Raw genomic sequence first — 11,070 nt, 5'->3', positions numbered from 1 at the left:
GGCGGGCTGGCGCTGGTCGCCTGGGGCGGATGGCGGCTACAGCGCCAGTACCAGCCCGATCTGCACGGTGTTCGTCACCCGCATCCTCATGCCCTGCCCGGCCGCCTGCTGGCGGCGCTGCTGCCGCTGAGCGGTCTGCTGGGCGCGCTATTGCTGGCGGGGCTGGCGCGCTCGGCGCCGCCGCAGATGGATGCCCTCGGCAACAGCCTTGGGCTGGCGCTGGCGGCCTGCGCCCTCGGCGCGGCTGTCTGCCTGCTGTGGCTGGCCTGCGGCCCGGCGCGAGGCGATGGCTGGGTCTGGCTACCGCTGGTCCTGCCGGCCCTGCCGCTGGCCGACGGCCAGTACCGGTTGGCGCTGTACGCCTGGCTTGACGGTGACTGGCGGACCGTCCTGTGGGGCCATCTGCTGTGGGTGGTGCCATGGATGCTGTTTATTTTGCGCCCGGCCTGGCGCCAGCGCGATCCGCGTCTGACGGTTGTCGCCCGCACGCTCGGCTGGGGATCCACGCGTATTTTCTGGTTGCTGACCCTGCCTTCGCTAACTCGCCCACTGCTGACCGCCCTGGCGGTGGGCTTCTCAGTGAGCATCGCGCAGTATCTGCCAACGCTATGGCTGGGGGCTGGCCGAATTCCGACGCTCACCAGCCAGGCGGTGGCGCTCAGCAGCGGCGGCGAGGCGCAGACGCTCGCCGCTCAGGCGCTGTGGCAATTACTGCTGCCGGCGGTATGCTTTACCCTGACCGCTCTGCTGGCCTGGCTGGCAGGCCGCTATCGACGAGGACTTCGCTAGTGCTAACCGTAAACCATCTGACCCTGAGCGTGAGACGCCAGCCGCTGCTGCAGGAGGTCGCCTTTTCGGTAGCCCCGGGGGAGGTGCTGACGCTGATGGGCCCCTCCGGTAGCGGGAAATCAACGCTGTTTGCCTGGATGATTGGCGCCCTGTCCGGCGATTTTCGCGCCCGAGGCGAGCTGTGGCTCAACGAACGGCGTTGCGATACGCTGCCGACAGAGCATCGGCGCATCGGCATTCTGTTTCAGGACCCGTTACTGTTCGACCATTTCAGCGTCGGGCAAAATTTACAGCTGGCGCTGCCGGAGAACGTGCGCGGCGAGGCGCGAAAAACCGCGGTGGAGGAAGCGCTTAGCCGCGCCGGGCTGGCGGGCTTCGCCCCGCGCGATCCGGCCACGCTCTCCGGCGGGCAGCGGGCGCGGGTGAGCCTGCTGCGCGCCCTGCTGGCGCGCCCCGAGGCATTGCTGCTTGATGAGCCCTTCAGCCGCCTGGATGCCAGCCTGCGCGCCGGGTTCCGCCGCTGGGTCTTTGAAGAACTGGCCCGCCAGGCCATTCCGGCGATCCTGGTCACCCACGATCGCGAGGACTGCCCGCCGACGGGGCGCTGCCTGGCGATGGAGCGCTGGCAATGAAGGACAATAGCGTGCAAACCTGCGTTACCGCAAAGAAATCGGCGCCTGGCGAGTGGAGAATACGCCCTCCACTTTTTACCGTCGGGCATTTCGATGAAACGTGTTTCTCAATTGACCGCACTCGCCCTGCTCATGGGGCTTGCTGCTTCCACTACCTGCGCCGCTGAAACCATGCCAGCGCTCACTCTCTCCCACCTGCAACAGCAGCACGGCGTGGCCATCGACACCCGGCTGAGCGCTTATTACAACGGCTGGCCGCAGCGCGCCAACGGCCCGGAAGGCCATGAGCCGCAGGCCCTCAATCTTTCCGCCCGCTGGCTCGGCGCCATGAGCGACGATCAGCTGCGCGCCTGGGCTAAGCAGCACCAGCTCCAGTCCGATACCCCCATCGCGCTGTACGGCAGCCCGGAGGATAACGTCAGCGTCGCGGCGCGGCTGAAACAAACGGGTTTCACCCGGCTCAGCACCCTGAGCGATGCGCTGAGCCAGACCGACCGTCTGCAAAAGCTGCCGCACTTTGAACAGCTGGTCTACCCCCAGTGGCTGCACGACCTACAGCAAGGGAAAGCGGTCGCCGCCGCCCCGGCAGGCGACTGGAAAGTGTTTGAAGCCGCCTGGGGAGCGCCGAAGCTCTATCTGCTGAGCCATATCCCTGGCGCGGGCTATATCGATACCAATGAGGTGGAGAGCGAACCGCTGTGGAATAAAGTGTCCGACGCGCAGCTGAAGGCGATGCTGGCGAAGCACGGCATCCGGCATGACACCACGGTGATCCTCTATGGTCGCGACGTCTACGCCGCAGCGCGGGTGGCGCAGATCATGCTGTACGCCGGGGTCAAAGACGTGCGCCTGCTTGACGGCGGCTGGCAGACCTGGTCCGACGCCGGGCTGCCGGTAGAGCGCGGTATGCCACCGGCGCAGCAGCCGGCGCCTGATTTCGGCGCGCCGATCCCCGGCCAGCCGCAGCTGATGCTGGATACCGAACAAGCCCGCGGGCTGCTGCATCGTCAGGACGCCTCGCTGGTCAGCGTCCGCTCGTGGCCGGAGTTTATCGGCACCACCAGCGGCTACAGCTATATCAAGCCGAAGGGCGACATCGCTGGCGCCCGCTGGGGCCACGCCGGGAGCGACTCCACGCACATGGAGGATTTCCATAACCCGGACGGCACCATGCGCAGCGCCGACGATATCGCTGCCCTGTGGCGCCAGTGGAACATTCTGCCGAGCCAGCAAGTGGCATTCTATTGCGGGACCGGCTGGCGGGCCTCGGAAACCTTTATGTATGCCCGCGCCATGGGCTGGCCCCACGTCGCGGTGTACGACGGCGGCTGGTACGAATGGAGCAGCAACCCGCACAATCCGGTGGCCCGCGGAGAGCGCGGCCCGGAAAGCAGTCAGTAACTCGCCCCGCCTCAGCGCGTCGCCCTTTGTCGGCGACGCGCGATACCCCGTTTACGCTGTGGTCGTTACCCGCTTTAAGGTCTGGTAGCCACTGCAGATGCGCGTCGCCGTCGTCAGCCAGCACAGCGCGCCAAACAGCCACGCCAGCCAGGCGAAATGCGCCGGAAACAGGCAGCCGAGGACAAACAACAGGATGGTCTCCGTCCCCTCCGTCAGTCCCCCGAGATAGTACAGCGATTTATGGGCGTAGCCGGGATTGGCGATCTGGTGCCTGGCCGCCAGGGCGGCAAAAGCGAGAAAGCTGCTGCCGGTGCCGATAAAGGCAAACAGCAGCCAGCCGCCCGCCAGGGCATTGTTCAGCGGATCCGCCAGAATAAAGCCGAACGGCACCAGGGCGTAAAAGAGAAAATCCAGCGCAATATCGAGAAAGCCGCCCGCGTCCGTGAGCCCGCGCCGCCGCGCCAGAGCGCCGTCCAGGCCATCCAGCAGGCGGTTAAGGAGAATGGCCGCCAGCGCCGCGCCATACCACCCCAGCGCCAGAAAGGGCAGAGCCAGCACGCCGATGGCAAAACCGACCAGCGTCAGCCCGTCCGGTGAGATGCCGGGGCGGTCAAGGGCGCCGGCGACAGCGTTTAGCAGGGGTTTAAGGCGCGGATGCAGGTGGCTATCAAGCACGAAGGTCTCCAGCAGGGTTGGCGGTTGTCAGTTACGGTCTATGGCGGTGATAATAGGCCATATTCGTCTTATTAACCTTGATGCTTATGCTAAAAATGATTGATGTTGTCGCCGCCATTATTGAACAGGATGGCCAGATTCTGCTGGCGCAGCGTCCGCCCCACGCCGACCAGCCGGGGATGTGGGAGTTCGCCGGCGGCAAAGTGGAGCCGGGTGAAAGCCAGCCGCAGGCGCTGGCCCGCGAACTGCAGGAGGAGATGGGCATCATCGCCCGCCCGGCTTGCTATATCGCTAGCCATCAGCGGGAGGTCTCCGGCCGCCGGATCCATCTGCACGCCTGGTGGGTGCCGCACTTTCAGGGCACGCCGCTGGCCCACTATCACACTCAGCTGCGCTGGTGCCTTCCCACAGAAGCGCTGGCCCTCGATCTCGCCCCGGCCGATATTCCTCTGCTGCACGCCTTTATCGCCCAGCGCCCCACCCTTTCCGTCCGCTGATCCGCCCGCCGCCTCGTCATCGCTTTTAGTTATGACGAGCGGGCAATTATAAATTTTGTTGTCGGCTCAATTTTTCCTTGCTTGCCTAAGGATTAGCGGTGTTATAGTCGGAAAATCGGTTTTTTCAAGGACCGAATCATAATAAATACATGCAACCACAACCATAAGGGGAACTGATATCTATGGATCAGACGTGCACTCTGGAAGGCTTTCTCACCCGCGTTCAACAGCGCGATCCTCATCAAACCGAATTTGCTCAAGCCGTCCGGGAGGTGATGACCACCCTGTGGCCTTTCCTTGAGGAAAATCCGCGCTATCGTCAGCTTGCTTTGCTGGAACGTCTGGTGGAACCGGAGCGCGTGATCCAGTTCCGCGTGGTGTGGGTGGACGACCGCAATCAGGTCCAGGTCAACCGCGCGTGGCGCGTGCAGTTCAACTCGGCCATCGGCCCGTATAAAGGCGGGATGCGTTTTCACCCGTCGGTTAACCTGTCGATTCTCAAATTCCTTGGCTTCGAGCAGACCTTCAAAAACGCCCTGACCACTCTGCCGATGGGCGGCGGGAAAGGCGGCAGCGATTTCGATCCTAAAGGCAAGAGCGATGGCGAAGTGATGCGTTTCTGCCAGGCGCTGATGACCGAACTCTATCGCCACCTTGGCCCGGATACCGACGTACCGGCGGGCGATATCGGCGTCGGCGGTCGCGAAGTCGGCTTTATGGCCGGAATGATGCGCAAGCTCTCCAACAACAGCGCCTGCGTCTTCACCGGTAAAGGACTCTCCTTTGGCGGCAGCTTGATCCGTCCGGAAGCCACTGGTTACGGCCTGATCTACTTCACCGAAGCGATGCTCAAACGTCACGGCCTCGGCTTCGAAGGCGCTCGCGTGGCGGTCTCCGGCTCCGGCAACGTCGCGCAATACGCCATTGAGAAAGCGATGGAGCTTGGCGCGCGGGTGGTGACGGCCTCCGACTCCAACGGCACCGTCGTTGACGAAGCGGGCTTCACCAAAGAAAAACTGGCCCGCCTGATCGACATTAAAGAGCGTGCCCACGGCCGCGTGGCCGATTACGCCCGCGAATTTGGCCTCACCTATCTTGAAGGCCAGCAGCCGTGGTCAGTGCCGGTGGATATTGCCCTGCCTTGCGCGACCCAGAACGAACTGGACGTCGATGCCGCCCGCCAGCTGATTGCCAATGGCGTCAAGGCCGTGGCGGAAGGCGCCAACATGCCGACCACCATCGCCGCAACCGACCTGTTCCTGGAAGCTGGCGTGCTGTTTGCCCCGGGCAAAGCGGCCAACGCCGGCGGCGTGGCGACTTCCGGTCTGGAGATGGCGCAGAACGCCGCGCGCATGGGCTGGAAAGCGGAAAAAGTGGATGCCCGCCTGCATCACATCATGCTGGATATCCACCACGCTTGCGTGCAGTACGGCGGCGAAGCGAAGCAGACCAACTACGTGCGCGGCGCGAATATCGCCGGTTTCGTGAAGGTTGCGGATGCTATGCTGGCCCAGGGCGTGATTTAACCTCCCCTAACTCCATCCCGGCGGCAGCCCGCCGGGATGCGTCTCACGACGTCATCGTGATCACCACTTTCCCCAGATGCTGACCACTGTCCAGACAGGCATGGGCCTCGGCAATCTCCGCCATCGGGTAGCTGGCGTAGATCAGCGGCTTGCATTTCCCTGCCTCTAGCAGCGGCCAGACGTGGCGGCGCAGCGCCTCGGCAATCTGCTGTTTCTCCGCCGCCGTCCGGCCGCGCATGGTCGAGCCGGTGACGGTGGCTCGCTTGAGCATCAGAGTCTGAATATCAACCTCATGAGCGATTCGCCCGCCCATAAAGCCGATGATGACCAGTCGTCCATCCTTTTTCAGTAGCCCAAGGTTGCGGTTAAAGTAAGGGCCGCCAACAATATCCAGAATGACGTCCACCCCTTCATCGTTGGTCAGCTGGCCGATTTTCTCGGCAAAATCATCGGTTTTGTAGTTAATCGCCGTAGCATAGGGACGTAGCGCAGCAATTTTTTCGTCCTGGCCGACGGTGGCATAGACGGTCATCCCCAGCGCGTGGCACAGCAGGACCGCGGTGGTGCCAATCCCGCTGGCGCCGCCGTGGACCAGAATGCTTTCGCCAGGCTGCAGCTTACCCAGCTGGAAGACGTTCGCCCAGACGGTGAAGAAGGTTTCCGGAATGGCGGCCGCTTCGCTAAAGCTGAGGCCCGCCGGGATCGGCAACGTCTGGCCTGCCGGCACGGCGCAGTATTCGGCATAGCCGCCGCCGTTGGTCAGCGCGCAAACGCGATCGCCGGGCGTAAACGCTGTGACCTGCGCGCCGACCTTAACAACCACGCCCGCCACCTCGAGGCCGGGCACGGGGGTGACGCCCTCAGGCATGGGATACAGACCCTGGCGCTGCAGAATATCCGGCCGGTTGACGCCTGCCGCCTTCACCTCAATGAGCACCTCATGCTCCCCGATGGTGGGGATCTCCCCTTCGCGGATCTGCAATACCTCCGGGCCGCCCGGTTGGCTGATAGCAATATATTTCACGGGTCCTCCTTATCGCCTATGAGAGAAATGGGGCATCGGCCTCAGGAAAAGCGCAGCGGGCATCCCCTGCTCAGGGGCCCCGCGTCCAGGCTCTTCCCGGCTGTTTAGTGTAGACCATTGGCCTGGCTGGCGGAGAAGCGGTGGCCGCGGGGTAACGCATCCTCGCGACCACCGGCGGGTTACTGCGGCGGCGGCGCGGTATCGTCTGCCGCTTTTTTGCCTTTCGGCTTCCCTTTACCTTTGCTGAACGACTTCTTCGCCCCGCCCGGCGCCACCAGGCCGCGGAACTGACGCACCGGCGTGCTGCGCGCCTGATCGATCAGTTGATACAGCGTCCCCACCAGCGGCTGCATAAAGTCCTGATAGCGGCACTGTTTCTCGCTGATCTGCGTCAACACCGACTCCCAGTGGGCGGTCATGTCCGGTCGCCCGGCCATCTCCGGCAGGGAATGAATGAGCGCCCTGCCGGCCTCCGAGGAGTGGATATAGCGCCCCTTTTTGCTCAGGAAACCACGCTTGAACAGCAGCTCGATAATCCCTGCGCGGGTCGCTTCCGTGCCGAGGCCGTCGGTGGCGCGGAGGATCTTCTTCAGATCTTTATCCTGCACGAAGCGGGCAATCCCGGTCATCGCCGACAGCAGCGTGGCGTCGGTAAAGTGGCGCGGCGGCTGGGTCTGACGCTCCACCACCTCGCCCCTCTCGCACAGCAGTTCATCGCCTTTGGCCACCACCGGCAGCGGCGTGCCGTCGTTCTCTTCATCGCGCTCTTTGCTGCCAAGCAGCGTCCGCCAGCCCGCCTCGGCCAGAAAACGCGCCTTGGCGACAAACTTGCCGTTGGCGATCTCAAGATCAATCTGGCATTTGCGGAACACTGCGTCAGGGCAGAACTGCATCAGATACTGGCGGGCGATCAGGGTGTACACCTTCGCTTCGTTATCGGTGAGCTTCACCTGGCTGCTGCGGGCGGTTGGGATAATCGCATGGTGCGCGTCGACCTTTTTATCATCCCAGCAGCGGTTGCGGATCTCCGGATCCACTACCGGCTGCGGCAGCAGGTCCGCCGCATGGACGGCAATCGCATTCAACACCGCATGGCGGCCAGCGAAGTGCTCTTCCGGCAGATAGCGGCTGTCCGAACGCGGATAGGTGATGAGTTTGTGGGTTTCGTACAGCTTCTGGCAGATATCCAGCACGTTCTGCGCGCTGAAGCCGAAACGTTTGGCCGCCTCAATCTGCAGCGCCGACAGCGAGAACGGCAGCGGCGCGGGTTCGGAATCGCGCTTATCGTTATAGCCGGTCACGATTGCCGGCTGGCCTTCGATGCGCTTAACCACATGCTCGGCCAGCGGACGATGCAGCAGGCGCCCTTCTTCATCCTGGTAAGGTTCGCAGGCTTCGCTCGGCACCCAGGTGGCGACAAAACGCTCCTCCTGCGGCGTGACGATATGCGCCTTCACGTCGAAGAAATCTTTGGCGACGAAATTTTCAATCTCTTCATCGCGACGGACCACCAGGCCAAGTACCGGGGTCTGCACCCGCCCCACCGAGAGCACCCCCTGATAGCCGGCGTTGCGCCCCAGCAGGGTGTAGGCGCGGGTCATATTGATGCCGTACAGCCAGTCGGCGCGGGCCCGCGCCAGCGCCGACACGCAGAGCGGCACGAACTCGCTGTTGGCGCGCAGACGGTTGATCGCCCGCTCCACCGCCTGCGGGTTGAGATCGTTAATCAGACAGCGCTGCACCTGCTGACGCTTCTCTGGCGCCAGCTGCAGGTAGTCGAGTACTTCGTCCACCAGCAGCTGCCCTTCTCTGTCCGGGTCGCCGGCGTGGATAACCTCCTCGGCGTCGCCGAGCAGGCGCTTGATGACATTCAGCTGTTTGGTGACCGAGGGCTTTGGCTGCAGCTGCCATTTCTCCGGCACAATCGGCAGATCGTTGAGATTCCACCGGGCATAGCGGCTGTCGTAGATGTCCGGCTGCGCCTGCTCCAGCAGGTGGCCGATACACCAGGTGACCACCTGCCCGTTGCCGCACTCAATATAGCCATCGCCTTTGCGGTGCGGTTTAGGCAACACATCGGCGATAGCCCGACCGAGACTCGGTTTTTCTGCAATAAACAACCGCATCGAATCAACGGATCTCGATCATGGGTCGCCCGCCGCGGGCGGTCACCAGCTCGCCGATGGCGGCCAGCTTAATGCCGAACTCCGCCGCGGCGGCCTGAACTTCCGCCTCCGCCTCCGGGGTCACCGCCAGCAGCAGGCCGCCGGAGGTCTGCGGATCGCACAGCAGATCCCGCCACTCCGTCGGCATCTCGCCCATGAGATGGCCGTAGCTGGCAAAGTTGCGCCCGGTGCCGCCCGGCACCGCGCCGGCGGCGATATAGTCCTCCACCCCCGGCAGTTTTGGGATGTCGGCATAGCGCAGCTGCGCCTGCACGCCGGCCCCGCGGCACACCTCGCTGAGGTGGCCGAGCAGGCCAAAGCCGGTGACGTCGGTCATCGCCTTCACCCCGTCGATGGCGGCAAACGCGGCGCCGGCGAGGTTCATCTGGCACATGGTCTCCGTCGCTAACCCTTGATGCTCTGGCTTGAGCAGCGATTTTTTCTCTGCAGTGGTCAGTACGCCGATCCCCAGCGGTTTGGTGAGATACAGTTTGCAGCCCGCCTGGGCGGTGCTGTTTTTCTTGATGCGCTCGGTGGGCACCACGCCGGTGACCGCCAGACCGAAGATCGGCTCCGGGGCGTCAATGGAGTGGCCGCCCGCCAGCGCGATCCCCGCCTGCTGGCAGGCAAAGCGCCCGCCCTCCACCACTTCGCGAGCGATTTCCGGCGCCAGGGTGTTGATCGGCCAGCCGAGGATGGCAATCGCCATAATCGGTTTCCCGCCCATAGCGAAAATATCGCTGATGGCGTTGGTGGCGGCGATGCGGCCAAAGTCGAACGGGTTATCGACAATCGGCATAAAGAAATCGGTGGTGCTGACGATCGAGGTGCCATTACCGAGATCGTAAACGGCGGCATCATCGCTGGTTTCGTTGCCGACAAGCAGGTTTGGGTCGACAAACTTCGCCTGCTCGCTATGCAGGATAGTTTCCAGCACTTTCGGGGAAATTTTACAACCACAACCGGCTCCGTGGCTGTATTGCGTTAAACGAATGGCTTGCTCGCTCATGGACATCTCCTGTCATTGCAATCCCGCTATGTTAGCGCCCAAACGCCAGGGTGGTAAGTACGACAGTCTGAAATCGCGTATGGTTGCTCATTAAGCAGACAAAAAGCCGTTTTTGCGAGACGCGACAATTTTTTCCCGACCATTTTCACTTTTACTTAAAGATGACAGAAATGTGACAGCACAGGACTGTCTTCTCTGGAATGATTATGACGTAAGGAAATTCTAATGAAAAAGCGTGTTCTTGCCCTTTGCCTGGCCAGTTTCTTCTCCGTTAACGCCTTTGCTCTGGTTCCCCCCGGGAACGATGTCACCACCAAGCCCGATCTCTACTATCTGACCAATGCCCAGGCCATCGACAGCCTGGCGCTGTTGCCACCACCGCCGGCGGTGGGCAGTATCGCATTTTTAAACGATCAGGCGATGTATGAGCAAGGACGTCTGCTGCGCAATACCGAGCGCGGGAAGCTGGCGGCAGAGGATGCCAACCTCAGCGCGGGCGGCGTGGCCAACGCCTTCTCCAGCGCCTTTGGTTCGCCGATTACCGAGAAAGACGCGCCGCAGCTTCACAAACTGCTGACCAATATGATTGAAGACGCCGGCGACCTGGCGACCCGCAGCGCGAAAGAGAAATACATGCGCATTCGCCCGTTTGCGTTCTATGGCGTCTCCACCTGCAACACCACCGAACAGGACAAGCTGGCGAAAAACGGCTCTTACCCGTCCGGGCATACCTCTATCGGCTGGGCCACCGCCCTGGTGCTGGCGGAGATCAACCCGCAGCGGCAAAACGAAATTTTGAAGCGCGGCTATGAGCTCGGCGAGAGCCGGGTGATCTGCGGCTATCACTGGCAGAGCGATGTCGATGCGGCGCGCATCGTCGGCTCCGCGGTGGTCGCTACGCTGCACACCAACCCGGCCTTCCAGCAGCAGTTGCAGAAAGCCAAAGATGAATTCGCGAAAAGGCAGAAGTAACGTCATCGCCGTTGCATTCCCGGATGCGGCGCCTGGCGCGTCTTGTCCGGGCTACAAAAACCGCGATTGATTCGAATGGTAGGGGTTGTAGGCCGGGTCAGGCGCCAGCCGCCACCCGGCAACATCAAGGGTACCGTCCCTGATTTTCTCGTCCGGCGGCGCTACGCTTGCCGGGGCGACGGGATTAAGACCGGCCCTCTTCAATGTAGATACTTTTATCGATATGCAATTTTCTTAATCCGGGAAAAGCGTTGTCGCATGTGATTTCAGTGCACATTGCGCTCCCGGTTAATCGTCTGCGTTATGTCACTCATGGCGCCGGGAGCGCACAGGGGGCGGCCAGTCGCCGCCGCCCCCTGTACCCCCGGGCTCCGGCCAGC

Annotated in this window: 10 protein-coding genes; 6 read left to right on the top strand and 4 right to left on the bottom strand. The window is 62.7% G+C overall.

Features of this window, described 5'->3' with window-relative positions; genetic code table 11:
• The 3 genes from BHE81_RS28565 to BHE81_RS03860 all read left to right on the top strand — a co-directional run.
• A partial coding sequence (locus BHE81_RS28565; RefSeq protein WP_228268700.1) for an ABC transporter permease subunit occupies nucleotides 1-789 on the top strand: 789 nt, incomplete at its 5' end.
• Complete coding sequence (locus tag BHE81_RS03865; protein ID WP_004151926.1) at nucleotides 789-1,421, top strand: ATP-binding cassette domain-containing protein; 633 nt, start codon at nucleotides 789-791, stop codon at nucleotides 1,419-1,421. The genes BHE81_RS28565 and BHE81_RS03865, both read left to right, overlap by 1 nt.
• A gap of 93 nt (nucleotides 1,422-1,514) precedes the next feature.
• A complete protein-coding gene (locus BHE81_RS03860; RefSeq protein ID WP_004214268.1) occupies nucleotides 1,515-2,822 on the top strand; it encodes a sulfurtransferase in 1,308 nt (435 codons plus the stop codon).
• 51 nt (nucleotides 2,823-2,873) lie between these two features.
• Here the strand turns inward: BHE81_RS03860 and BHE81_RS03855 are convergent, their stop codons facing one another.
• Nucleotides 2,874-3,497, bottom strand: a complete 624-nt coding sequence (locus BHE81_RS03855) for a CDP-alcohol phosphatidyltransferase family protein (protein ID WP_002901398.1) — start codon at nucleotides 3,495-3,497, stop codon at nucleotides 2,874-2,876.
• Nucleotides 3,498-3,583: 86 nt separating this feature from the next.
• On the opposite strand from BHE81_RS03855, the gene BHE81_RS03850 reads away from it, so the two are divergent.
• Nucleotides 3,584-3,994: a pyrimidine (deoxy)nucleoside triphosphate diphosphatase gene (locus tag BHE81_RS03850; RefSeq protein ID WP_004176525.1), complete on the top strand. Its 411-nt coding sequence runs from the start codon at nucleotides 3,584-3,586 to the stop codon at nucleotides 3,992-3,994.
• A 182-nt stretch (nucleotides 3,995-4,176) separates the two neighbouring features.
• Nucleotides 4,177-5,520: an NADP-specific glutamate dehydrogenase gene (gene gdhA, locus BHE81_RS03845; protein ID WP_004176526.1), complete on the top strand. Its 1,344-nt coding sequence runs from the start codon at nucleotides 4,177-4,179 to the stop codon at nucleotides 5,518-5,520.
• Nucleotides 5,521-5,563: 43 nt separating this feature from the next.
• Here the strand turns inward: gdhA and BHE81_RS03840 are convergent, their stop codons facing one another.
• From BHE81_RS03840 to selD, 3 genes are all read right to left on the bottom strand, one after another.
• Entirely contained in the window at nucleotides 5,564-6,544 is a 981-nt protein-coding gene (locus BHE81_RS03840; protein ID WP_004140406.1) for an NAD(P)H-quinone oxidoreductase, read from the bottom strand.
• A 179-nt stretch (nucleotides 6,545-6,723) separates the two neighbouring features.
• Nucleotides 6,724-8,670 carry a DNA topoisomerase III gene (locus BHE81_RS03835; protein WP_004148065.1) on the bottom strand — a complete coding sequence of 649 codons (1,947 nt, stop codon included), beginning with the start codon at nucleotides 8,668-8,670 and terminating at the stop codon, nucleotides 6,724-6,726.
• 4 nt (nucleotides 8,671-8,674) lie between these two features.
• Entirely contained in the window at nucleotides 8,675-9,718 is a 1,044-nt protein-coding gene (selD, locus tag BHE81_RS03830) for a selenide, water dikinase SelD (RefSeq protein WP_004176528.1), read from the bottom strand.
• Nucleotides 9,719-9,943: 225 nt separating this feature from the next.
• Between selD and phoC the strand changes: the two genes are divergently transcribed.
• The gene (phoC, locus tag BHE81_RS03825) at nucleotides 9,944-10,690 is read left to right on the top strand and encodes an acid phosphatase PhoC (RefSeq protein WP_002901387.1); all 747 of its coding nucleotides are present in this window, start codon (nucleotides 9,944-9,946) and stop codon (nucleotides 10,688-10,690) included.
• The last annotated feature ends 380 nt before the right edge of the window (nucleotides 10,691-11,070 follow it).

It is taken from the genome of Klebsiella sp. AqSCr (assembly GCF_008452795.1).
Taxonomy (GTDB): domain Bacteria; phylum Pseudomonadota; class Gammaproteobacteria; order Enterobacterales; family Enterobacteriaceae; genus Klebsiella; species Klebsiella pneumoniae.
The sequence above is the reverse complement of the archived record's forward strand: the minus strand, read 5'-3'. Positions and strand labels throughout refer to the sequence as shown.

What these genes read in the sequence shown, in the direction of transcription:
- BHE81_RS03835 (WP_004148065.1), bottom strand. Translation starts at nt 8,670, where the DNA reads ATGCGGTTGTTTATTGCAGAAAAACCGAGTCTCGGTCGGGCTATCGCC.
- BHE81_RS03860 (WP_004214268.1), top strand. Translation starts at nt 1,515, where the DNA reads ATGAAACGTGTTTCTCAATTGACCGCACTCGCCCTGCTCATGGGGCTT.
- BHE81_RS03850 (WP_004176525.1), top strand. Translation starts at nt 3,584, where the DNA reads ATGCTAAAAATGATTGATGTTGTCGCCGCCATTATTGAACAGGATGGC.
- gdhA (WP_004176526.1), top strand. Translation starts at nt 4,177, where the DNA reads ATGGATCAGACGTGCACTCTGGAAGGCTTTCTCACCCGCGTTCAACAG.
- phoC (WP_002901387.1), top strand. Translation starts at nt 9,944, where the DNA reads ATGAAAAAGCGTGTTCTTGCCCTTTGCCTGGCCAGTTTCTTCTCCGTT.
- selD (WP_004176528.1), bottom strand. Translation starts at nt 9,718, where the DNA reads ATGAGCGAGCAAGCCATTCGTTTAACGCAATACAGCCACGGAGCCGGT.